Here is a 21,516-nt window from a genome sequence, read left to right on the forward strand (position 1 = left end):
AAGGCCGTTTTTGAAGGCCGCTTATCATGCCAGTCCCAACCGAAGAATCCCTGATCGAATACCCGAGCGATTTTCCCATCAAGGTGGTCGGCATCATGCACGATGAATTTACCGACACCATCGTTGAAATGATCGTCGAGCATGATCCCACCTTCCATGCCGGCAAGGTCGAAACGCGTCCTTCGACGCAAGGAAAATATCTGTCGCTGACGGTCACCATTCGCGCCACCAGCCGCGAGCAGCTCGACAATCTGTATCGCGCGCTGTCCTCGCACGAGATGGTGAAGTTCGTGCTGTAACGCGTTTTGCAATGCGTCCTGCAACGAGGATGCGGCGCATGAAAAAACCGGTTCGCCTCTCGTGAGGACGAACCGGTTTTTATTTGGTGCGACGTTTCAGCGCGAGGCGACGACTTGCGTGCGATCCAGTTTGAACACGCTGACCACCTGCGCCAACTGGCCGGCCTGATCCTGCAACGATTTCGCGGCGGCGGCGGCTTGCTCCACCAGCGCGGCATTCTGCTGGGTGCTTTCATCCATTTGCGTGATGGCCTGGCCGACTTCGTTGATGCCGGCGCTTTGCTCCTGGCTGGCCGCACTGATTTCGCCGACGATGTCGGTCACGCGCTTGACGCTGGCGACCACCTCGCTCATGGTTTCGCCGGCTTGCTGCACCAGCTTGCTGCCGACGTCGACCTTGGAAACGGAGTCGTCGATCAGCGTCTTGATTTCCTTTGCCGCAGCCGAGGAGCGCTGCGCCAGGCTGCGCACTTCGCTTGCCACCACCGCAAAGCCGCGGCCTTGCTCGCCGGCGCGTGCGGCTTCCACCGCGGCGTTCAATGCCAGGATATTGGTCTGGAAGGCGATGCCGTCGATCACGCTGATGATGTCGACGATCTTCTTCGACGAGTCGTTGATGGAACCCATGGTGTCGACTACCTGGCCGACGACGTTGCCGCCTTGGGTGGCGACCTCGGAGGCGGAAACCGCAAGCTGGTTGGCCTGGCGCGCGTTGTCGGCATTCTGCTTGACGGTCGAGGTGAGTTCTTCCATCGCCGACGCCGTCTCTTCCAGCGAGCCTGCCTGCTGCTCGGTGCGCGAAGACAGGTCGAGGTTGCCGCTGGCGATTTCGCTCGACGCCGTGGCGATGGTGTCGGTGCCGCTGCGCACCTGGCCGACGATGCGCAGCAGATTGTCGTTCATGGTCTTGAGCGCTTGCAGCAGCTTGCCGGTTTCATCCTTGCCGCTGATGTCGATATGCGAAGTCAGGTCGCCTGCGGCCACGGTTTCGGCGATGGCGACGGCCTGCGTCAGCGGCCGCGTGATGCTGACCGTCAGCAGCCAGGCCAGCACGCCGCCCAGGGCCAGTTCGACGACGCCGAGAATGATCAGCAGGCTGCGGCTGGAAACATAGTAGCTGTTGACGGCGCCGGCGGAATCGGTGATCTCCTGGCGCTGCATGTCGCGGAACTTGGCAACCGCGCCTGCGTAAGCATTGTAAAGCGGCAGGAATTTCTCGTCGGTCATCTTCTTGACCTCGTCGAGATTGCCGGCCTTTTTCAGCTTGAAGATATCGTTGCGCGTATTTTGATAGGTGTCGCGGATCTTGTTGATTTCCGCAAGTTGCGCAACTTCGCGCGGCGCGGTGTTGACCTCTTCGATCTTCTTGCGCAGCGGCGTCACGCGCGCCGATTCGGCGGTGATCTGCGCCTGGAAGAATTGCTGCACCTCGGCATCGTCGCTCTTGATGATCGCCAGCGTACGGATGCCGCTCTCGCGGATGACCGCCAGCCACTCGACGGCATTGCGTTCGTTGGTGATCGAATCCGTGGTCATCGATACCACGGCTGCGTTGATTTGCTGCAGGCGCCAGACGCTGATTCCCAGCATCACGACCATGAGCATCAGGATGACGACAAAACCAATGCTCAGGCGTGCGCCGATTTTCATATTTTTCATAGACAAACTCCTTGCTAAAACAGATAAAACCCAAGACGGCAGAAAAGCAGCGCGCGAACTATCGAACCGCCTCTGTTCAGGAACGAGGCGCACATGTTGCGGATGTAAACATTTGTCAAAAAGGGAGGAGGTCCCGCATCCGGGACGATCGGATGCATGCCAGCTTAATTAATTAATTTATTGCCGCTCCACACCATGCAACATAGAGCATTCCGCCGTTTTCAAGCTAGGGAACAGAGGGGTTTTCGGCGGGTATTTGCAGGTTTGTCGGGTGTCGCGTTCAGCCGGGCCAGCGGCCGTTTGATTGAAACAGCGCGACTTCTTCCAGCAGCCAGTTGCGAAAATACTGGATCTGCGGCTTGTTGAAAGTCTCCGCGACGTAGACGAAGTGATAGCCGCGTTCGCTCTTGAGAGCGATGTCGAACAGACGCACCAGTTCGCCGGCGGCGATTTCCTGCGAAGCAATGGCGTGACGCGTCAGCGCGACGCCGGCGCCGTCGGCCGCCGCGCGCAGGGTCAGCGACGAATCTTCCGTCACCAGGCCGCCGGCCGGGTCGGGCAGATCCAGTCCAGCCAGTTCGAACCAGGGCAGCCATGACTCCTGCAGGCCGTCCATGCGCAACAGCGTGCAGTCGCGTAATTCCTGCGGCGAGGCCGGCAAGCGGCCCTGGCGATAACGCGGACTGGCGACCGGATAGTAAAAGTCTTCCATGACTTTTTCCGACTTCAGTCCCGGATAAACGCCGAGCCCGAAACGCACGCCGACGTCGATACCGTCGCGCGCGAGGTCGTTGAGGTGGCTGCTCGATTGCAGGATGACTTCAATGTCGGGGTGACGGTCGATGAATTTCCACAGGCGCGGCGCCAGCCAGCGCGAAGCGAAGGAGGGCGGCGACGACACCACCAGCCGCTGCCGGCCGTGTTGCTCCTGCAGCGTTTCGGCGGCGGCGGCGATGTCGGTCAGCGACTTGCGGATCGCAGCGGCGAAGCGCCGGCCGGCATCGGTGCCGGCAATGCGCTTGCCGTTGCGCGTGAACAGTTGCAAGCCGAGCTCTTGTTCCAGCGCGCGGATCTGATGGCTGATCGCGCCCGGCGTGACGTGAATTTCCTCCGCCGCGCGCGAAAAACTCTCATGCCGCGCCGCCGCCTCGAAAGCGCGCAGGGCGGCGAGATTGGGCAATTTCCTAAAATCAGCCATTTCTAGTGAGAAAAATTAGCAAGGAAAGAGAATATATATCGTTTTGGTTTGTCTGCGGCGCTGGCTAGAATGCCTGCATCGATCTCGTAAAAGTACTGGTGGCAATGGATGGGCGGCAGGTCGACCGCCTCGGAAATAGTAATCCCAAGAGGTGGAGTCATGCAAAATATTTTCACTAAGAAGCAATTCCGCATGCAAGCCGGCGACGTGACTGCGCTGCAAGTCAGGCGACCGGTCTGCCTGCATGTCGGCAGCGGCCGCGTCTGGGTCACCATTGAAGGCGGCAGCACGGATTATTGGCTCTCCGGCGGCCAGAGCCTGGATATTCCCGGCCGGGGCCTGGTGGTGATCGAGTCGGTCAATATCGCCAGCAAGTTGCAGATCGGCCTGTGCCGCCGTCACTGGATGATGCGCCTGGCGCGCGGCGCGGCCGCCCTGGCGAAACGCCTGCGCAGCCGCCGCGCCATCGTTGCCGACGCGCCGAGGCGATAGGTTCTCCGGCGGCAGGTTGCCGCATGGACAACTGTCGCCGCAAGGCCGTTCGTCCGGCGAGGAACGGCGATTTTCGTTACACTTGCCGACATGCGAACCGCTCCACAGATCATCCGGCGCGGCGTTGAAGACTACCAGGCCAGCTTCGACGCCATGCGCGCTTACACCGACAGCCGCACTGCCGACACCCCCGACCAGCTCTGGATCGTCGAACATCCGCCGGTTTTCACGCTCGGCCTGGGCGCCGACGTCGCTCATGTGCTCAATCCCCATGCGATTCCCGTGATCCAGACCGACCGCGGCGGCGAAGTCACCTATCACGGCCCCGGCCAGGTGGTGATCTACCTGCTCATGGACCTGCGCCGCAATCATCCGGGCGCGCGCCTGTTCGCCCGCGAATTCGTGCAAAAGATCGAGCAGGCGGTGATCGACACGCTGGCGGCGTATAATCTCGCTGGTCAGCGCAAGCAGGGCGCGCCCGGCATCTATGTCAGCACGGGACCGTGGCAGGGCGCCAAGATCGCTGCGCTGGGCTTGAAAATCCGCAGCAACGGTTGCACCTATCACGGCGTGTCGCTCAATGTCGCGATGGATCTGGCGCCGTTTTCCTGGATCAACCCATGCGGCTACGAAGGCCTCGCCACCGTGGATATGCAGACTCTGGATATCGCCGCGCCGTTAAGCGATGTGCAATCGCTGCTTGCCGATAAACTCGTTGAGCATTTCGCTTGACACTTTGTTTGAAGCCGTCGCATGGACGGCCAAAGAAATCACGACTATGACTACCGACATCAACCCAGCCGAACCGGCGCTGCGCAACCCCACCGACAAGCAGAAGGGCGCCGGCAAGACCGCCTGGATCCCGATCAAGATCATGCCGGCGGAAAAGCTCAAGAAGCCCGACTGGATTCGCGTCAAGGCCGGCTCTCCGACGACCCGCTTCTACGAAATCAAGGACGTCCTGCGCGCCAACAACCTGGTGACGGTGTGCGAGGAAGCCTCCTGTCCCAACATCGGCGAATGCTTCGGCAAGGGCACCGCGACCTTCATGATCATGGGCGACAAATGCACGCGCCGCTGCCCGTTTTGCGACGTCGGCCACGGCCGTCCCGATCCGCTCGATCCCAATGAACCGGAAAACCTTGCCAAGACCATCGCCCAGCTCAAGCTGAGCTACGTCGTCATCACCAGCGTCGACCGCGACGACCTGCGCGACGGCGGCGCCGGCCACTTCGCCGCCTGCATCCAGCGCGTGCGCGAACTGTCGCCCGAGACCCGCATCGAAATCCTGACCCCGGACTTCCGCGGCCGCATGGACCGCGCGCTGGAAATCCTCAAGATGGCGCCGCCGGACGTGATGAACCACAACCTCGAAACCGCGCCGCGCCTGTACAAGGAAGCGCGCCCCGGTTCCGATTACGAGTACTCGCTCAATCTGCTCAAGCGCTTCAAGGACCTGCATCCTGACACCCCGACCAAGTCCGGCATCATGGTCGGCCTCGGCGAAACCGACGAAGAAGTCCTGCAAGTCATGCGCGACATGCGCGCCCACAACGTCGACATGCTGACCATCGGCCAATACCTGATGCCCAGCGGCGACCACTTGCCGGTGCGTCGCTACGTGCATCCGGACACCTTCAAGATGTACGAAGAAGAAGCCTACAAGATGGGCTTCGTGCATGCAGCGGTCGGCGCCATGGTGCGCTCCAGCTACCATGCGGACCAGCAGGCGCATGGGTTGGTCGGCTGATTAAGATCCGCTGGCGGCAGCATTAAAAAACGACCTTGTCCTGCACCGGACAAGGTCGTTTTTGCATGGAAACGAACTCAGCGCAGCGGGCGAAAAAATGGCCTCTTTTTTTTGCCGCATGCCGCGGTTGTCGAACCGGCATCCATCAAACGAAAATACGTCTCACAACAATTCGGGTCATCGAAGATGGCAATCCCGCCGCGCACCCACTACAATCGCAGAGGGGCTATTTCACATCCTGCCGTTCGAGGACATTCACATGAGTTCGGTCTCCATTCCAAAGCGCCATTTCGAACGGCATCGCATCGACGCCATAGGCTGGTTGCGCGCCGCGGTGCTGGGCGCAAACGACGGCATCGTCTCCACCGCCAGCCTCTTGCTGGGCGTCGCCGCGGCGCACGTCACGCACGAGAACATCGTCCTGACCGGCATCGCCGGCTTGGTCTCCGGTGCGATGTCGATGGCAACCGGTGAATATGTTTCCGTCCATTCGCAGGCCGATAGCGAGAAGGCCGCACTGGCGCAAGAGAAGTCCGAACTGGAAGCGGATTTTCATGGCGAACATCGCGAGCTGACGGCGATCTATATGCGGCGCGGACTCGATCATCAGATGGCCAGCCAGGTCGCGGAAAAACTCATGGCGCACGATGCATTGGGAGCCCATGCGCGCGACGAACTGGGCATTTCCGACATGACGATGGCCAATCCCTTGCAGGCGGCGGTCGTCTCCGCGCTCAGTTTTTCCGTCGGCGCCGCGCTGCCCCTGGGCGTCGTCTTGCTGACGCCCGCGCATCTCCTGATTCCTGCCATTGTGATCTCGGCGTTGTGTTCGCTTGCCTTCCTCGGCGGGGTGGCGGCAAAAACCGGCGGCGCCGGCGTCATGGACGGCGTGATCCGCGTCAGCTTCTGGAGTTCATTGGCCATGGCGGCAACGGCCGGCATCGGAAGTCTGTTCGGCGCAGTCGTCTGACTCCGGCATGAAGAAAATCCTTTCCAACCATCCGGTTCCAATCCGATCCCTCACATGAAAACATATCATCCCGCATCAGTATTTCTGCATTGGCTGATCTTCTTGCTGTTCGTCGTGGCGCTGGCGGCCATCGAATTCCGCGGCGAAGTTCCGAAAGGCATGCCTTTGAGGAATACGCTCAAGACCGTCCACATGATGGCGGGCCAGTTTGTTCTGTTGTTTCTGCTGTTCCGGGTTGCGGCGCGCTGGAGATTCGGCGTGCCTGAGGACATCGCCGGTCCGCGCTGGCAGATCCGTTCAGCCCAGGTGGTGCATCTTCTGCTTTACGCAGTGATGTTGGCATTGCCGGTCACCGGTATTTTGTTCACCCAGGCCGGCGACAAGGATGTCATGTTCTTCGGCATGGCGTGGCCGCGTTTCATCGCGCCGAATCCGGACCTCAAGGACACGCTCGAAGGCGTCCACGAGCTGCTCGGCAACGCCGTGTATTTCCTCGTTGGCTTGCATGTCGCCGGCGCGCTGTGGCATCACTTCGTGCGCCGGGACCATATTTTCCAGCGCATGAAGTTCCGATAACAGCCCCTCCGCAAAAAGGGCTGAAATACCCGGGGCTGCAATACTCAGGACTGCAATACCCGCTCCCGCTACTTGCCGGCGTTTGCGACTTTTTCCTTGATGGCCTTGACCTGCGCAATCGCCGCCGTGAGGATATCTTCCGTCTGCGCGAATTTGTCGACGCTTCCTTCCTCGGTCACGTCCGCATTGCATACCGGATGCATCGTGATCGTCCCCTTGATGGGCAGCGCCACCAATCGGACATGGTCGGGATCGGCGACGCGCGCGGCTATTTTGATGCCTTGTTGCTTGGCGCCGGCGCTGCGGATGGTGATGCTGACGTCGAGACACGCCGGAACGGGGAAGTAGCCTACTTCCGTCCCCAGCTTGTCGTCAAACGCCTTGATCGATACCGCTCCGGGCGCAGGTTCGGAAACGTAGTTCATCGAATAGGTCCAGCAAGGATTGCCTGGCACCTTGGGATCGCTTGCCGCGGGGGTCTTTGCGACCGGCAGGACAAAGTCTTCCAGGGGAGGGTTCTTGCCGCAGTCGGCAACATCGGTCTGGTTGGCCAGAAAGATCGTGGCTGCCGACAGGACCGAGGTGACGATTCCGCCGACCTGCTCGATGCGCACCTTGGTCATGTCCGTGAAGGTCGAGCCGACCGACTTGACGATATCGGAGTTCGTCATGCGGGCCAGTTTCAACTCGGTCTTCGATGTGACGTTGTTTGCCGGCTTCACGCTATATCGCCGTTCTCCCTCCAGCGGCACGACCGTGGCCGTATAGGCAGGTGCGGCGGCATCGTCCGCAGCGCCTGCCTTGGCCGTCCCGCCGCTCTTTGCCGCCGCCTTGTCCTTCGCATCGGCGGCAGGAGCTTGCGCGGTCTTGCGCGCGATCAGGATATTGCTCTCGGGCAGGACGAAGATTTCTCCCCGCTCCTTCGACGTCTTCAGGCTCGCCGCATCGTCGCCGGATTTCGGCGCCTGTTCGTAAGTGACGACCGGTGCGCCGGCGCATGCCGTCAGCGCGGCGGAAAGAGCAACGACATGGAATATCTTGTAACCGGACATGATGGATTCCCCTTATGTGAATGGCAAAAAAACAAACGTCGTTTTCGGTGAAGCGACGTCATTGCCGCGCCGGGTTGTCTTGCCCGGCGCGGCGATTCCCTGGAACTTTTTACTTGGACTTGCCTGTTGTCGCGGATGTCTTCAAATCGGCGATGTTCTCTTTCAGCCATGCGTAGACGTCGCCGCCGAGACGCACTTGGATGCTTCGCTCGCCGCAGCGCCGGAACGATGCCAGCCGCGACGTGATAGCGACCAGCCGCGGATCGTTTTTCGGTCCGACATAGTTGGGCCCGCCGCTGTCTCCTTCGCATGGACCGCCGTCATATGCCGCGCTGGAAGTCATTTCGGCGCCGGCCTGGCAGCCGAATGCTTCGCTGTCGTTTTGCTGGCCGCCGATTTCATTGGCGGTGCGTTCGCATTTCAGGGTGAGCAGGTTCAGCCGGATTGCACGCTTGACCCTGGCGGGATATTTGATGAGATCCTGGGTATTGCCGTAGCCGACGACCATCAGTATTCCAGGCTCCTTTTTCAAGGCGTCGGCTTCTTCGCTCTCGGTGGCGATAGGACGGGGATCGAATGGAAGGCTCTCTTCCAGATACAGAATTGCCACATCGCGGGTGTCGCCGGGCGGATAGGACTTGCCCGGCGCAGTCATGTGCGCGCAGTCGAGTTTATTCTTCGTCCGCGACCTGTCTATCTTCAGCGTGGTTCCGGAAAGACTGTAATCGCTGCCCAGAAAAACGCGATCCTGTATGTCATCGCAGACGCAGTGTCCGGCCGTGATCACCGCCGTCTTGCTGACGGCCACGCCGGAACAGAAACCGTCCTTGTCGCCAAGCACCAGCACGGCTTCCTGGAAATTCAGTTGGCTCAGGTTGGGATCGAACTTGAGGATGCGCGGCGTCAGCGTCTCCAGCAGGCGAGAGATCTCCATCGCGGAGGCGATCGGGCCAGGATGCGCAGCGCTTTTCGCCGACGAGACGAAGGGGATAATCTCGGGTTCGGCGGCGCATGCTGCGGACAGCATGGCGCATGACAGGAAGAATGCGATTTTTCTTGTATATCGACGCATTGCGTTTCTCGTTTCCGGATCAGGCATGTCTGGCCGCAAGGGCGGGGGAAGAAGCCCCGGCGCATACACGCCCGCAAAGACTAGCAAATGCCTTTGGCGCACGCCTCATTCATACGAATGAGAAATCCCGCTTTTTGCGCCGGAAAAATCCCCCACCGTTTGGAATGTCCCAACATTCTTGGGATAATGTGCCATTAGTCGTATACGATTTGCCGGCGCCTGCTTCAGCACAATACCGTTGTAGCCGATATCAAGCAAAATGTCGAAAGTGGATTTACAGGTATTGTTTGCCTAGTTTGCCTATCAACCAGAAAGTCTCTATGCCAGTCTCCTATCTCAGAAGCCTCGCGGGAAAGCACCGAACCCTGAACGCCAATCGGCATCTGGCCTTTATGCTGGCCGCCATCGCGGGAGCGATCAACGCCGGCGGCTTTCTGGTGGTCGGGCAATTTACGTCGCACATGTCCGGCATTCTCTCGTCCATGGCCGACAACCTCGCCATCGGCGCCATCGGGTTGCTGTTCTCGGGCGCGGCCAGCATGTTCTTTTTCATCGCCGGCGCGGCGTGTTCGGCGGTGATGATCAACTGGGCGCGCAAGCGCAAGCTGGAGGCGGAATACGCCATGCCGCTGATTGTCGAAGCGATCCTGCTGCTTTTCTTTGCGCTGTTGGGCGGCAACATCACCAGCGTGGAATGGCTCTTCGTTCCGGTGACCGTGATGCTGCTGTGTTTCATCATGGGTTTGCAGAACGCCATGATCACCAAGCTCTCCCGCTCGGAGATCCGCACCACGCACGTGACCGGCATGGTCACCGACATCGGCATCGAAATCGGCAAGGCGCTCTACTGGAACAGCGGCCGCCATCCCGACATGCACGTGCGCGCCGACGTCGCCAAACTCAAAAACCTGGGGACGCTGGTTTCGCTGTTTTTCGTCGGCGGCACCGTTGGCGCCTTGGCGTTCCGGCATGTCGGTTTCATTTTCACCTTGCCGCTGGCGGCCGCGTTGATTTGCATCACGCTGGTGCCGGTGATCGACGATGTCCGGCGCTTCTTGCATCACCGCCAGCAGCACAAAACAAAAAAGCCTGTCTCTTGAACGAGACAGGCTGAAGGGACTACCGGGAGGTCAAAGAAATTTACAGGTACTGCACTTCAATGGTTGCCAGACCGTCGAGGTCGATGCTCTGGGTCAGCGGCAGGTTGGCGCTCTTGTCGATGACAGCCTGGACGCCGATGGAGCCGGTGATGGTCTTGTAACCGACAGGTGTCGAAGTGCCGGCTGTCGTGAACGACTGGCGGGCAGTACCGTCGGCATTGAAACGTCCGGCAGCGGACTTGATCCAGGCGTTGCTGTTGGTGGCGTCAGCCAGCACATCAGGAGTGGAAGCCGTACCGCTGGCGGCGGTGGCGTTGACGGAGCCGGGAATCAGGCGCAAGGCATAGGCGCCGATCCTGGTGCCTGCGACCGTACCCAGGCCGAAAGCCTGGGCATCGGTCACACCGGCGCCGATGTTCGCGGCGATGCCGGCGACGACCGAGGTTGCGCGGTTATCGATTGCATGCACGGCAACTTTGGTATCGGCATCGCAAGTGATGGTCAGGGGAACGGTCTTCTCGCTCAGGACGGTGGCGCTCGACGGGTTGAGGTCCTTGGCGGCGGAGATGGTGCCGTAATCGACGACGTTGGTGCCGGTGAAGCTTGGGGTGCAGGCCGAAGGACGGATGACGCCCTTGACCTTGAGTTCGGCGGTGTCGGCGGCGTGGGCGGCGAAAGACACCAGCAGGGAAGCAGCCAGGGCGGAGAGCTGGGCGACTTGTTTGTTCATGATCGTTTCCTCGAAAAGTTAAGAATGGATAAGAAGTCTTGTGCCTCAGCGCTCTGTGTTTGTGCTTAAGCAGTGATGCCATTCTGACGATTCTTAACTCTCATTTATATGAGAAAACTCTCAAAAAACGCGTCTTACGCAGGGGAAAAATACCGCGCGGAGAGCCGGACCCCGGAGCTCCGCGCGTCAGCCCAGGCGCAGTTCAGACCGCGCCGCGCGTGTCCACGTACAACGCGTACAGCGAATGGCTGCTGGCCATGAACAAGCGGTTCTTCTTTGCCCCGCCGAACACCAGGTTCGGGCAGCGTTCCGGCAGGTGGATATGGCCGATGGCCTTGCCTTGCGGGGTAAACACGCGCACGCCGTCGAGCTCGGCCGGATTGGCGTCGAGCGCGCCGTTGCTGCCCCAGCCGCACCACAGGTTGCCGTCGATGTCGACCTTGAAGCCGTCGATCGCGCCCGGGCCGGCGGCGTCGACCGCCAGCTTGCGCGCACCCAGTTTGGTGCCATTGTCGGTCAGTTGGTAGGCCCAGATCAGGCGGTTCGGGGTGGCGCGCGACTCGACGATATAGAGCGTTTTCTCGTCGGGCGAGAAAGCCAGGCCATTGGGGCCGTTCAGCGCGTCGGTGATCAGGCTCAGCTTGCCGGTCTGGCCGTCGATGCGGTAGACAGAATGCGGCAGTTCGGAAGCCTGTTTGTCGCCTTCCCAGTCGCCGGCGATGCCGAACGGCGGGTCGCTGAACCAGATCGAACCGTCTGATTTGCAGACGATGTCGTTAGGCGAGTTGAAACGCTTGCCGTTGTAATTGTCGGCCAGCACGGTGATGCGGCCGTCGTATTCGGTGCGGGTGACGCGCCGGGTCAGGTGTTCGCAGGCGATCAGGCGGCCCTGGCGGTCGCGCGCCAGGCCGTTGGTGAAGTTGGCCGGATGGCGGAACACCGAAGTCGTGCCGGTGGCTTCGTCCCAGCGCATGATGCGGTTGTTGGGGATGTCGCTGAACAGCAGATAGCGGCCGTCGCCGAACCAGACCGGGCCTTCCAGCCAGCGGAAACCGGTTGCCAGTTGCTCCACGCTGGAGCTGTACAGGCGGTATTTGAGGAAGCTGTTGTCCAGCACCTGTACGCTCTGATCGGGGTAGCGCTGGTTGGGTTTGAAATCGAAACTTTGCGCCTTGGCGGTGAGGGCGGTACCGGCCATCGCCAGGCCGCCGAGCAATGTTGTACGACGAGTTGCGTCGAAACAGGCAACTTTCTTTTTACCTTCTTGATTCATCGTGGTCTCCATATGGGGAAAAATACCGGTTTCCCTGTCGCGGCAAAGGCACCTGGAAATGGCTGCAGCGCGGGGAAACAAGCTTGTTCCATATAGGCGTGGACGGCGATGCAATGCTGCGGCGGCATGTCGCAAAGAGGGGGTGCTGTCTCCTGGGGCGGCAGGTCTGGCGCTTGGCCGGCCTGTCCATACTTATATGTTGTCGTACATCATATAACTTGATGCCGGGATTGGCAACGCGAATTTTCCTGCGGGAATATGGCGGGGGTTGGAAAAAGGGGGGAGAAGGCAAACGCCGGATCAGGCCGCGTTCTCACCGTGCCGCATCAGGTCGGCCATCCAGTCCACCAGCACGCGCACGCGGCGCGACAACTGGCGTTGGTGCGGGTACAGGATAGACACCGCCATCGGCGCCGGGCGGAAAGCGGCCATCACCTCGACCAGCCGGCCATCCTCCAGTTGCCGCTGCACGTGATAGCGCGGCAACTGGACCAGCCCGAGCCCGCCTTCGCAGCAACTGACGTAAGCCTCGGCGTGGCTGACCGCGACCCGGCCGGGCAGCGTGATGCTGTGTGCCGCGCCGTCGACGAGGAAGTCGAACGGCAGGATCTTGCCGCTCACCGATGAGAAGAAATTGACTGCCTGGTGCCTGGCGAAAGCTTCCAGCGAATCCGGCACGCCGTGCCTTTCCAGATAGGCCGGGCTGGCGCAAGTCACTTGCTGCATTCGCGCCACGCGCCGGATTACCAGGCTGGAATCGCGCGGCTCGCCGGCGCGCAGCACGCAGTCGTAGCCCTCGCGCACCAGGTCGACGGTGCGGTCGCCCATGCCGATTTCCAGCTCGATCAGCGGATACAGCGCACAGAACGCCGGCAGCCGCGGCAGGATGAAATGCATCGCCAGCGAACCCTGCAAGTCGACGCGCACCTTGCCGCGCGGGTTCGAGGCGGCGGCGCTGAAGGCCGATTCGGTCTCTTCCAGGTCGGCGATCAGTTGCACGCAACGCGCGTAATACGCGTTGCCGTCCAGCGTGGCGCTGACCTGGCGCGTGGTCCGCTGCAGCAGGCGCACGCCCAGCCGCGCCTCCATCTGCTTGATGGTGTGCGTCACAGTGGCGCGCGGGATGTGCAGGTCGTCGGCGGCTTTGGTGAAGCTGCCCAGTTCCACGATACGGGTGAATATGCGCATTGCGTCGAAGCGATCCATGACGGCCCGATCCAATTGTTGATGATTTTTGAATAGTCATCGCAATTTAAGCATATTTATCCAAATCATGACGGGGTCCACAATGGCCTCACTGATTCGCAAACAAGCGGATCATCAAGGGAACATCGAAGGAACATCAAGCAGACGGACCCAACCACTCACCGATCAGGAGCACATCATGGAACAAGCAAAGCAAATCGCAGCAAACCAGCAAGTCGCCATCGTCACCGGCGCCTCGCGCGGCATCGGCGCTGAAGTCGCCAGGCAGCTCGGCAGCGAAGGCTACGCCGTCATCGTCAACTACGCCGGCAACGCCGCCGAAGCGCAAAGCGTGGTCGACGCCATCGTTGCAAACAACAACGGCAAGGCCATCGCCATCCAGGCCGACGTCGCCGACGCCAAGGCAGTCGACGCCATGTTCGAACAAGCCATTACCGCCTTCGGCCGCATCGACGTACTGGTCAACAATGCCGGCATCATGCCGCCGAACCTGCCGATGCTGGTCGACACCGACGACGCCACCTTCGACCGCCTGATCGCGGTCAACCTCAAAGGCAGCTTCAACACCATGCGCGCCGCCGCCGCCCGCCTGCAACAAGGCGGCCGCATCGTCAACTTCTCGACCAGCGTGATCGGCCTGGCGTTGCCCGGCTACGCCGTGTACGCCGCCACCAAGGGCGCGATCGAAGTCATGACCAACATCTTCGCCAAAGAACTGCGCGGCAAGCAGATCACAGTGAATGCCGTCGCCCCGGGACCGACCGCCACCGCGCTATTCCTGAACGGCAAGACGCAGGAAGTCATCGACCGCCTGTCCAAGGCCGCGCCGCTGGAACGCCTGGGCACGCCGGACGACATCGCCAAGGCGGTGACCTTCCTCGCCGCGCCGGGGAACTGGGTCAATGGACAAACTCTGCGTGCAAACGGCGGTCTGGTTTAAGAAGCCGAACCATCGCGCCCATTCAAAGGAAAAATCATGAGCAAATCAGTCATCCTCGTTACCGGCGCATCCGCCGGCATCGGCAACCTCACGGTGCGCTCGCTGGCGCAAGCCGGCCACTCGGTCTACGCCAGCATGCGCGACATCAACGGCAAGAACGCACCCAAGATGCGCGAGCTGCAGGACTGGAGTTTCTCGCGCGGCCTCGATGTGCGCGCCGTTGAACTCGACGTGTTGTCGCAGGACTCCGCCGATGCCGCCGCCGCCAAGATCATCAGCGAGCAAGGCCATATCGACGTCGTCGTGCACAACGCCGGCCATCTGGTGGTCGGTCCCACCGAAGCCTTCACGCCGGAAGAAATGATCAAGGTCTTCGACACCAACGTGCTCGGCGCGCAGCGCGTCAATCGCGCTACGCTCCCTTACATGCGCGAACGCCAGTCGGGTTTGCTGCTATGGGTCAGCAGCACCACGGTGCGCGGTGGTTTCCCGCCGTTCATGGGACCGTATGCCGCCGCCAAGGCCGCGATGGATTCGATCGCCGTGACGCAGTCCTACGAACTGGCGCGCTTCGGCATCGAGACCTCGATCATGGTGCCGGGCGCTTTCACCCGCGGCACCGATCATTTCCCCAATGCCGGCAAGCCCGCCGACCGGAAGACCGCCGACGCCTACGCGCGCTATGAAGGACTGATGGACCAGGTCGGCGCGCGCCTGTCGGCGCTGTCGCCCGCAGATGCCGATCCGCAAGCCGTGGCCGATGAAATGACGCGTATCGTCAACCTGCCTGCGGGGCAACGGCCGTTCCGCTCGGTGGTCGATTTCATCGACGACGGCGCCGCCGCAGTGACCGAAGTCGCCGAAGGCGTGCGCGAGGAATTCGCCCAGCGCATCGGCATCGACGACCTGCTGCATCCCGCAGTGATCGCATAACTGCAAGGACTGCGCCGCAGGAAGGAGAACATCCGCTGGCGCAAGCTTTCCTGCGCGCAGTGCGGGCAATGACAGCGCCGGCTCTCTACGTCATCATTGCTCATCATAATTCTTATTTATGGGCAAAATACTCACCATGAATTTGATCTATTGTTACCCCGATTTTAGAATCGATGCCAGCGCCAGCCATGCATGAGAAGCGCGGCCAGCGCATTTCAGTCACGCCGGAATCAACCAGTTCTTGGAGGGGTAAAAATGGATGTCGTTTTGAAAGAAAAAATCACAGGCGCAGCGGCATGGAGAGGGCAAGACCTGGCAAACGACAGTGCGTGGATCGCTCAATTGACCGAACAGGACATTGCTTCCCTGGACTTCGCGCTTGGCGAAGTGAAGAAACGCGGACTCACATTTCCTTTCTTCACCGCCGCAGACTTTCCTGTCGACGGCAGCCTGTCGAAAAAGCTGCAAGGAATCTCCGACGAACTTGAAAACGGCAGGGGATTCTTACTGCTGCGCGGCCTGCCGGTGCATCGATATTCCGACGAAGAAATAAGTATTCTCTACTACGGCATCGGGCTTCACATGGGACTCCCGGTCAGTCAGAACCCGAAGGGAGAGATGATCGGCGTGGTCACCAACGTCGGCGATCTCAACAATAAAAACACCCGCGTCTATGAGACCAACGCCTATCTGCCGTACCACACGGATCTGTCCGACGTGGTGGGTTTGCTCGGCGTGCGCAAGGCAAAATCGGGCGGGCTCAGCAGCCTGGTCAGCGCGGCGGCGGTCTACAACGAAATCCTTGAAAAATATCCGCACTACCTCGGCCTCTTTTACCGTCCCATGTATTTCGCGCATCTGGGCGAAGAGTTGCCGAGCTTGTCGCCGATCTTCAGTTTTCACCAGGGCAAACTGAGTTGCCGTTATCTGCGCCAGTACCTTGAGTTGGGGCATGAGATTCGCGGCGTGCCGTTGTCCAATGTCGAAGTCGAAGCGCTGGATATCTTCGACAGCATCATCCACGACGAGAATATTCGACTCGACATGATGCTGGAGCCGGGCGATATCCAGTTTGCCAACAATTATGCGGTCATGCATTCCCGCAGCAATTTCGAGGATTTCCAGGAACTGGAGCTGCGCCGCCGCTTGTTGCGCCTGTGGCTCAAAATGCCCAACACCAGAACGCTCGCTCCCGATTTCCCCGGCCGCAACGGCATACCGGCACGGGTTGCCGAGGCGGCGTAGGTCGGGTAAAGCTAGGCCCGGCCTGAACCGCGCTAGTGCGGTTTCGCTGCCGGGCGCGCGAACATGCTGACCAGCGTCGAACGCAGCCAGGCAATGCCCGGATCGGAAGCGAAGCGGGTGTGGCTATGCACCTGTACATGGATCGGCGGCAATGCGAAGGGCAGGCTGAGCAGCCGATAGGCGCGTCCCTGATTCACGCGTTCGGCGATGCTCCTGGGGAGGATCAATGCCAGATCCGTATTGCGGACGATCTGCGGCGCGACGGTGAAATGCGGAATGCGCACGGCGATGTCGCGCTCGAGGCCCGCCTTGCGAAACAGGTCTTCGGCCAGACGATGGCCGGTGGTGTTGGTGGTCGCATAGACGTACCGCAGGCGCGACAAATCCTCCAGGCTGAGTTTGCGTTTCTGCATCGGATGCCCGTTGCGCAGCATGCAGATGAACTCGTCTTCCAGCAAGGTCTCGCACGTGCATTCCGCGCTCAGTCCCGGCAGATACCCCAGCGCGATGTCCACATCGCCGCTGCGCATCGCCGAGCTCAAGGCATCGACCGGCATTTGCTGAACATCGAAACTGACATGCGGCGCCACCGTCGCAAGAGCCTCCATCAATGACGGCAGCACATAGGATTCGGCCATGTCCGACATGACAAGCTGGAAGGTGCGCGACGCCGTGGACGGATCGAACTGGACATGCTTTTGCAGCGCTCCATGAATGATCACCAGCGCGTTGTCGATGGGACCGTGCAGGCGCATCGCCGCATCCGTCGGCACCATGGCGGTCGGCGTGCGCACGAACAGAGGATCGTCGAAGATATCGCGCAGACGCCGCAGCGCATGGCTCACGGCCGGCTGGCTCAGATGCAGGCGATCGGCAGCGGCGGTGAGGCTGCGCAATTCCCAGATGGCAAGAAACGTCTTGAGCAGATTCAGATCGACGGCAGCCATATTCATTTGCTTCATAACGTACATTCCTGACAATCATTTGACGGCGGCTTTGCCGGCGCACTATCTTCACTCATCGCTGCTGACGCAAAAACCGGCCGGTCCCGCAAAGCAAGCAACGAGCATGCCTGTCGCGATTCCCGCAACATCGGCTGCATCCATCCGACATCTGTTTTCAAGGAATATCGATGACCGCTGCCTCTTCCCCGGCCGCCGCGCCGATCGCGCATGCGCCGCAAACTATTTTCAGCCGGCGCCAGCTTCGTAGAACCGTTGTCACTTCGCTCATCGGCCAGGTTCTCGAGTGGTACGATTTTTTTCTTTACGGCACGGCCGCCGCGCTGGTCTTCGGCAAACTGTTCTTCCCCATCGGCGCCGATCCGCTGCTCGGCACGATTGCCGCCTTCGGCGGATTTGCCGTGGGGTTTGTCGCGCGTCCCATCGGCGGCATCCTGTGCGGCCACATCGGCGATCGCTACGGTCGCAAATCGGTGCTGCTGATCACCTTGCTGGTGATGGGACTGGCGACTTTGTGCATGGGCCTGCTGCCGACTTATGAACAGATCGGCATCGCCGCGCCGATCCTGCTGGTGGGATTGCGCGTCCTGCAGGGCCTGGCCGCCGGCGGCGAATGGAGCGGCAGCATCCTGATGATCAATGAAAGTGCGCCGGCGCATCGCCGCGGGTTCTTCTCGGCGTTCAGCCCGGCCGGCGCCTGTCTCGGTTTCGTCCTTTCCAGCGGGGCATTTCTGGCGGTGCAGAGTCTGCCGGTGGACGACTTCATGCGATACGGCTGGCGCATTCCTTTCCTGTTCAGCGTGATTCTGGTGATCGTCGGTTTCTACATCCGCGCCCGCGTGCCGGAAAGCGCCGACTTCGCCCGGATCAGCGAGCGCAAGGCCCAGGTAAAAGCACCCATCCTGCAGGTGCTGCGCAATAACCCCGGCCAGGTGCTCAAGGTATTCGGATTGCGTTTCGGCGAGGGCGGGGCGTCGTATCTGTTCTTCGCGTTTTCGCTGACCTACGGCAAGTTCATCGGATTGTCCAATTCCCTGGTGCTGACTGGGCTCACCATTTCAATGCTGCTGTTGATTCCGAGTTCGCTGTTCTTCGGTCATCTGTCCGACCGCATCGGCCGCAAGCCGGTTTACATAGCCGGCGCATTGGGGATGACGCTGATCGCTTTTCCGTTCTTCTGGATGCTCAACAGCGGCGCCACGGTATGGGTGATGACCGCGCTGATCCTCGCCAACAGCGTGGTGCTCGGCGCGCTGGAGGGAACCCAGCCGGCCTACATGTGCGAGCTGTTCGATACGCGCGTGCGGTTTTCAGGACTCGGGCTGGGGCGCGAGCTGTCGTCGGTGCTGGGCGGCGGACTGTCGCCGGTGATTGCAGCCAGCTTGCTGGCGCACTATCGCAGCCATACGCCCGTCGCCATCTACCTTGCCGGCTTCGGCATCGTCACCCTGATTTTCCTGTGCTTCATTCCGGAGACATTGCATCGCGGCGCCGTCGAAGCAGACGGAAAAACAGGTCCGCACGCATGAACGGCTTTCTCTCCCGCTTCGATTTCGACAGCGCCGGCGGCGCCATCCGCGACGGCGACAGACGCTACCTGATGATGCGGCACGACGTGCTCATGGGCGCGATTGCGCACCTCTCCGCCGGCGCGCGACAGGAGGTTCTGGCGGCGCTGGTGCAATCGGCGGCAATCAACGGCGGCCGCAGCATCGCCGCCTACGCATCCGAGAGCGGCATCGAGCGCCTCATCGAGGTGACCTGTTCGGGCGCCGCAGCACTGGGTTGGGGAGTGTGGGCCATGCAGCATCGCGACGGGCAATTGCAGTTGACGGTGCAAGACAGCCCGTTCGCCAGCGGCTACATCGCCGCCGCCGCAACGGCGGACGACGCCGTCTGCGCGCCGATCAGCGGCATTTTTGCAAGCGTGGCGTCCCAGGTCCTCGGCAAGCCGGCATCGGTGACCGAAGTCGAATGCAGGGCGCATGGTGCGCCGACGTGCCGTTTCGTCGCCGCAACCGCATCACATTGAACTATCTGAAAGGAAATCGCATGACCTCGCAACACATGATCACCGCCGCACGCCAGACCGCGCCCACGCTCTCGCCGGGCCAGACTGCACTGGACGACGTGATCGCAGAGATCGCCGCGCGCAGGGATGAGTTCGATCGTCTCTCGCACGTCCCCAAAGACGTGATCCAGAGACTGAAGCAGGCGCGCGTGTTTCGCGCCAGCACACCGAAACGTTTCGGCGGCGATGCGCTGGCGCCGCATCTCTTTTTCGACATCGTTGAACGCATCGCGGTGGCCGACGGTTCCGCCTCCTGGGTTGCCGGCTTCGGTTCGGCCAATGTCTATCTGGCGGCATTGCCGCTGGAGACCCAGGCCATCCTCTACGCGGAAGGTCCCGACCAGGTGTTTGCCGGCGCACTGTATCCGGTCCAGCCGGCAGCGCGGATGGGGCACGGATGGCAGGTCAGCGGCCGCTGGAAATTCGCCAGCGGCTGCAAGGGCGCCGATTGGCTCGGCGTGGGAATCGGCGGCCCGAACAATGGCGGCCAGGCAGGCAAGCCGCTGACGGCGGTGTTCCGGCCGGACCAGGTGACCATCGTCGACAACTGGAACGTGGTCGGCATGCAGGGAACGGGCAGCCACGATCTGCAAGTCAACGATCGCTATGTCGACGATGTCTGGACCTTTGTACGCGGCAGCGCGGCGCTGGTCGACGAACCCTTGTACCGCTATCCGGCGGTGTCGTATCAGGCAGGCGTGCACGCCGCCGTCAATCTCGGCCTGGCGCGCGCGGCATTGAACGAATTGACCGCGATGTCGTCCGGCAGGGCGACCACCACCGGCGCGCCGCGCCTGGCGGACCGTCCTCATTTCCGCATCGAACTGGCCCGTGCAGAAGCGCAGTTGCGCAGCGCCCGCGCTTTCTTCTTTGAAGCCGCCGAACAGGCATGGGACGTCATCGCCGCCGGCGACGTCCTGTCGCTGGAGCAGAACAATCTGCTGCGCATGAGCGCCATCCATGCAGCGCACGCCGCCGCGGAGGTCGTGCAGCAATGCTACAAGCTGGGCGGCATCGCCGCCATCTATCGCCAGCATCCGCTGCAGCGGATCGTGCGCGATTCGATGGTGGTGACGCAGCATGCCTTTCTCGGCGAATCCGCTTACGACGGCGCCGGCGCGGTGCTGGCGGGCGTTCCGCCGTTCGCCGGCTATCCGTGAGTCGGCGCGCGCCATCAACAACCAGGATGGGAATCCCTGCCCGGATCTCCCATCGTTACATCTTCACTCGCCGCAGCCACATGCAAACAGAATTCCGCAACGCCATGGCGCAGTTGTCCGCCGCCGTCAACATCATCACCACCGCCGGGCCATACGGCCGCGCGGGTCTCACCGTCAGCGCCGTCTGTTCGGTCAGCGATACGCCGCCGACGCTGCTGGTCTGCCTCAATCGCGGCAGTGCGCTGTATCCCGTCTTCACTGGCAATCGGCGTCTGGGCGTCAACATTCTGCCGGGCCATCATGAAGAGCTGGCGCGCCAGTTCGCAGGCATGACCGGATTGAGCATGGAGCAACGCCTGTCGTCGGCCGGCTGGACCAGCGGCGACGGCAGCATGCCGGTATTGTCCGATGCGCTCGCCAGTCTCGAAGGAGACATCGTCCTGACGCAAGACATCGGTTCGCATTGCGTGATGTTTGCGGAAATAAAACACATCCGCCTGTCCGCAAGCCAGGATGGGCTGACTTATTTCAATCGCCGTTTTCATCGTCTTGCCGGCGGCCTAAGTAAAACCACCTAGCGCGCTCGGTATTCATGCCGATTGTCCGCGTCTCGTTCCCGCCTTAAGCTGATTGCCTGCGCCGAGATGCGCCGACCATTCAATCCATGTTCCGTCCCCGGGAGAAAACTGCATGCCCGTCATCACCTGTGTCGAAGATTTGCGCATCCTGGCAAAGAAACGGGTACCCAAGGCCTTTTACGACTACGCCGACAGCGGCTCCTACACCGAGAGCACCTACCGCGCCAACAGCGACGACCTGGCCGCACTG

At 61.2% G+C, this 21,516-nt stretch carries 21 protein-coding genes and 2 pseudogenes; 15 read left to right on the plus strand and 8 right to left on the minus strand.

The features are described 5' to 3' along the window. The first annotated feature begins 26 nt into the window (after positions 1–26). A complete protein-coding gene (locus RV1423_RS27210) occupies positions 27–299 on the plus strand; it encodes a DUF493 family protein (protein ID WP_034303750.1) in 273 nt (90 codons plus the stop codon). A gap of 96 nt (positions 300–395) precedes the next feature. Here the strand turns inward: RV1423_RS27210 and RV1423_RS27215 are convergent, their stop codons facing one another. Continuing rightward, a complete protein-coding gene (locus RV1423_RS27215; RefSeq protein WP_034303751.1) occupies positions 396–1,958 on the minus strand; it encodes a methyl-accepting chemotaxis protein in 1,563 nt (520 codons plus the stop codon). Between the two features lie 280 nt (positions 1,959–2,238). Continuing rightward, positions 2,239–3,156 carry a transcriptional regulator GcvA gene (gcvA, locus tag RV1423_RS27220; RefSeq protein ID WP_034303752.1) on the minus strand — a complete coding sequence of 306 codons (918 nt, stop codon included), beginning with the start codon at positions 3,154–3,156 and terminating at the stop codon, positions 2,239–2,241. A 159-nt stretch (positions 3,157–3,315) separates the two neighbouring features. On the opposite strand from gcvA, the gene RV1423_RS27225 reads away from it, so the two are divergent. From RV1423_RS27225 to RV1423_RS27245, 5 genes are all read left to right on the plus strand, one after another. Then, the gene (locus RV1423_RS27225; protein ID WP_034303753.1) at positions 3,316–3,648 is read left to right on the plus strand and encodes a DUF2917 domain-containing protein; all 333 of its coding nucleotides are present in this window, start codon (positions 3,316–3,318) and stop codon (positions 3,646–3,648) included. A gap of 90 nt (positions 3,649–3,738) precedes the next feature. Next, the gene (gene lipB / locus RV1423_RS27230; protein WP_051517001.1) at positions 3,739–4,380 is read left to right on the plus strand and encodes a lipoyl(octanoyl) transferase LipB; all 642 of its coding nucleotides are present in this window, start codon (positions 3,739–3,741) and stop codon (positions 4,378–4,380) included. 46 nt (positions 4,381–4,426) lie between these two features. Further along, complete coding sequence (gene lipA, locus RV1423_RS27235; RefSeq protein ID WP_034303777.1) at positions 4,427–5,398, plus strand: lipoyl synthase; 972 nt, start codon at positions 4,427–4,429, stop codon at positions 5,396–5,398. Between the two features lie 259 nt (positions 5,399–5,657). Next, the gene (locus RV1423_RS27240; protein WP_034303755.1) at positions 5,658–6,368 is read left to right on the plus strand and encodes a VIT family protein; all 711 of its coding nucleotides are present in this window, start codon (positions 5,658–5,660) and stop codon (positions 6,366–6,368) included. Positions 6,369–6,422: 54 nt separating this feature from the next. After that, a complete protein-coding gene (locus tag RV1423_RS27245) occupies positions 6,423–6,944 on the plus strand; it encodes a cytochrome b (RefSeq protein ID WP_034303756.1) in 522 nt (173 codons plus the stop codon). Positions 6,945–7,012: 68 nt separating this feature from the next. Here the strand turns inward: RV1423_RS27245 and RV1423_RS27250 are convergent, their stop codons facing one another. Both RV1423_RS27250 and RV1423_RS27260 read right to left on the minus strand, forming a co-directional pair. Continuing rightward, positions 7,013–7,996 carry a hypothetical protein gene (locus RV1423_RS27250; protein WP_051517002.1) on the minus strand — a complete coding sequence of 328 codons (984 nt, stop codon included), beginning with the start codon at positions 7,994–7,996 and terminating at the stop codon, positions 7,013–7,015. Between the two features lie 109 nt (positions 7,997–8,105). Then, positions 8,106–9,068 (minus strand): trypsin-like serine protease, encoded by a 963-nt coding sequence (locus RV1423_RS27260; RefSeq protein WP_197035021.1) that lies wholly within the window; start codon positions 9,066–9,068, stop codon positions 8,106–8,108. A 320-nt stretch (positions 9,069–9,388) separates the two neighbouring features. On the opposite strand from RV1423_RS27260, the pseudogene RV1423_RS27265 reads away from it, so the two are divergent. After that, positions 9,389–10,117, plus strand: a pseudogene (locus RV1423_RS27265) (YoaK family protein); the annotation flags it as partial. Between the two features lie 91 nt (positions 10,118–10,208). Here RV1423_RS27265 and RV1423_RS27270 read toward each other — a convergent pair. From RV1423_RS27270 to RV1423_RS27280, 3 genes are all read right to left on the minus strand, one after another. Next, on the minus strand, positions 10,209–10,898 hold the full coding sequence (locus RV1423_RS27270) for a DUF1120 domain-containing protein (RefSeq protein ID WP_034295045.1): 690 nt from the start codon (positions 10,896–10,898) through the stop codon (positions 10,209–10,211). 202 nt (positions 10,899–11,100) lie between these two features. After that, a complete protein-coding gene (locus tag RV1423_RS27275; RefSeq protein ID WP_051517003.1) occupies positions 11,101–12,171 on the minus strand; it encodes an SMP-30/gluconolactonase/LRE family protein in 1,071 nt (356 codons plus the stop codon). Positions 12,172–12,471: 300 nt separating this feature from the next. After that, positions 12,472–13,377, minus strand: a complete 906-nt coding sequence (locus tag RV1423_RS27280) for a LysR family transcriptional regulator (protein ID WP_034303762.1) — start codon at positions 13,375–13,377, stop codon at positions 12,472–12,474. Positions 13,378–13,555: 178 nt separating this feature from the next. Between RV1423_RS27280 and RV1423_RS27285 the strand changes: the two genes are divergently transcribed. The 3 genes from RV1423_RS27285 to RV1423_RS27295 all read left to right on the plus strand — a co-directional run bounded on the left by RV1423_RS27285 (position 13,556) and on the right by RV1423_RS27295 (position 16,495). Next, positions 13,556–14,317, plus strand: a complete 762-nt coding sequence (locus RV1423_RS27285) for an SDR family oxidoreductase (protein ID WP_034303763.1) — start codon at positions 13,556–13,558, stop codon at positions 14,315–14,317. A gap of 36 nt (positions 14,318–14,353) precedes the next feature. Further along, positions 14,354–15,250, plus strand: a complete 897-nt coding sequence (locus RV1423_RS27290) for an SDR family oxidoreductase (RefSeq protein WP_034303765.1) — start codon at positions 14,354–14,356, stop codon at positions 15,248–15,250. A 255-nt stretch (positions 15,251–15,505) separates the two neighbouring features. Continuing rightward, positions 15,506–16,495, plus strand: coding sequence for a TauD/TfdA family dioxygenase (locus tag RV1423_RS27295; RefSeq protein WP_034303767.1), 990 nt, complete (start codon positions 15,506–15,508; stop codon positions 16,493–16,495). Between the two features lie 32 nt (positions 16,496–16,527). On the opposite strand, the gene RV1423_RS27300 is transcribed toward RV1423_RS27295, so the two are convergent. Continuing rightward, positions 16,528–17,457, minus strand: coding sequence for a LysR family transcriptional regulator (locus tag RV1423_RS27300; RefSeq protein WP_034303769.1), 930 nt, complete (start codon positions 17,455–17,457; stop codon positions 16,528–16,530). A 170-nt stretch (positions 17,458–17,627) separates the two neighbouring features. Between RV1423_RS27300 and RV1423_RS27305 the strand changes: the two genes are divergently transcribed. The 5 genes and pseudogenes from RV1423_RS27305 to RV1423_RS30255 form a co-directional block, all read left to right on the plus strand. After that, on the plus strand, positions 17,628–18,986 hold the full coding sequence (locus RV1423_RS27305) for an MFS transporter (RefSeq protein WP_081769047.1): 1,359 nt from the start codon (positions 17,628–17,630) through the stop codon (positions 18,984–18,986). Further along, positions 18,983–19,489 (plus strand): V4R domain-containing protein, encoded by a 507-nt coding sequence (locus tag RV1423_RS27310; protein WP_051517004.1) that lies wholly within the window; start codon positions 18,983–18,985, stop codon positions 19,487–19,489. The genes RV1423_RS27305 and RV1423_RS27310 overlap by 4 nt, the downstream gene beginning before the upstream one ends. 35 nt (positions 19,490–19,524) lie before the next feature. Then, entirely contained in the window at positions 19,525–20,688 is a 1,164-nt protein-coding gene (locus RV1423_RS27315; RefSeq protein WP_155835334.1) for an acyl-CoA dehydrogenase family protein, read from the plus strand. 80 nt (positions 20,689–20,768) lie between these two features. Continuing rightward, the gene (locus tag RV1423_RS27320) at positions 20,769–21,266 is read left to right on the plus strand and encodes a flavin reductase (protein WP_034303773.1); all 498 of its coding nucleotides are present in this window, start codon (positions 20,769–20,771) and stop codon (positions 21,264–21,266) included. A gap of 112 nt (positions 21,267–21,378) precedes the next feature. After that, positions 21,379–21,516: pseudogene (locus RV1423_RS30255) on the plus strand (L-lactate dehydrogenase); the annotation flags it as partial.

The sequence above is a fragment of the Herbaspirillum sp. RV1423 genome (assembly GCF_000577615.1).
In the GTDB taxonomy this organism is placed as follows: domain Bacteria; phylum Pseudomonadota; class Gammaproteobacteria; order Burkholderiales; family Burkholderiaceae_D; genus Herbaspirillum.

What these genes read in the sequence shown, in the direction of transcription:
- RV1423_RS27210 (WP_034303750.1), top strand. Translation starts at nt 27, where the DNA reads ATGCCAGTCCCAACCGAAGAATCCCTGATCGAATACCCGAGCGATTTT.
- RV1423_RS27215 (WP_034303751.1), bottom strand. Translation starts at nt 1,958, where the DNA reads ATGAAAAATATGAAAATCGGCGCACGCCTGAGCATTGGTTTTGTCGTC.
- gcvA (WP_034303752.1), bottom strand. Translation starts at nt 3,156, where the DNA reads ATGGCTGATTTTAGGAAATTGCCCAATCTCGCCGCCCTGCGCGCTTTC.
- RV1423_RS27225 (WP_034303753.1), top strand. Translation starts at nt 3,316, where the DNA reads ATGCAAAATATTTTCACTAAGAAGCAATTCCGCATGCAAGCCGGCGAC.
- lipB (WP_051517001.1), top strand. Translation starts at nt 3,739, where the DNA reads ATGCGAACCGCTCCACAGATCATCCGGCGCGGCGTTGAAGACTACCAG.
- lipA (WP_034303777.1), top strand. Translation starts at nt 4,427, where the DNA reads ATGACTACCGACATCAACCCAGCCGAACCGGCGCTGCGCAACCCCACC.
- RV1423_RS27240 (WP_034303755.1), top strand. Translation starts at nt 5,658, where the DNA reads ATGAGTTCGGTCTCCATTCCAAAGCGCCATTTCGAACGGCATCGCATC.
- RV1423_RS27245 (WP_034303756.1), top strand. Translation starts at nt 6,423, where the DNA reads ATGAAAACATATCATCCCGCATCAGTATTTCTGCATTGGCTGATCTTC.
- RV1423_RS27250 (WP_051517002.1), bottom strand. Translation starts at nt 7,996, where the DNA reads ATGTCCGGTTACAAGATATTCCATGTCGTTGCTCTTTCCGCCGCGCTG.
- RV1423_RS27260 (WP_197035021.1), bottom strand. Translation starts at nt 9,068, where the DNA reads ATGCGTCGATATACAAGAAAAATCGCATTCTTCCTGTCATGCGCCATG.
- RV1423_RS27270 (WP_034295045.1), bottom strand. Translation starts at nt 10,898, where the DNA reads ATGAACAAACAAGTCGCCCAGCTCTCCGCCCTGGCTGCTTCCCTGCTG.
- RV1423_RS27275 (WP_051517003.1), bottom strand. Translation starts at nt 12,171, where the DNA reads ATGAATCAAGAAGGTAAAAAGAAAGTTGCCTGTTTCGACGCAACTCGT.
- RV1423_RS27280 (WP_034303762.1), bottom strand. Translation starts at nt 13,377, where the DNA reads ATGGATCGCTTCGACGCAATGCGCATATTCACCCGTATCGTGGAACTG.
- RV1423_RS27285 (WP_034303763.1), top strand. Translation starts at nt 13,556, where the DNA reads ATGGAACAAGCAAAGCAAATCGCAGCAAACCAGCAAGTCGCCATCGTC.
- RV1423_RS27290 (WP_034303765.1), top strand. Translation starts at nt 14,354, where the DNA reads ATGAGCAAATCAGTCATCCTCGTTACCGGCGCATCCGCCGGCATCGGC.
- RV1423_RS27295 (WP_034303767.1), top strand. Translation starts at nt 15,506, where the DNA reads ATGGATGTCGTTTTGAAAGAAAAAATCACAGGCGCAGCGGCATGGAGA.
- RV1423_RS27300 (WP_034303769.1), bottom strand. Translation starts at nt 17,457, where the DNA reads ATGAAGCAAATGAATATGGCTGCCGTCGATCTGAATCTGCTCAAGACG.
- RV1423_RS27305 (WP_081769047.1), top strand. Translation starts at nt 17,628, where the DNA reads ATGACCGCTGCCTCTTCCCCGGCCGCCGCGCCGATCGCGCATGCGCCG.
- RV1423_RS27310 (WP_051517004.1), top strand. Translation starts at nt 18,983, where the DNA reads ATGAACGGCTTTCTCTCCCGCTTCGATTTCGACAGCGCCGGCGGCGCC.
- RV1423_RS27315 (WP_155835334.1), top strand. Translation starts at nt 19,525, where the DNA reads ATGATCACCGCCGCACGCCAGACCGCGCCCACGCTCTCGCCGGGCCAG.
- RV1423_RS27320 (WP_034303773.1), top strand. Translation starts at nt 20,769, where the DNA reads ATGCAAACAGAATTCCGCAACGCCATGGCGCAGTTGTCCGCCGCCGTC.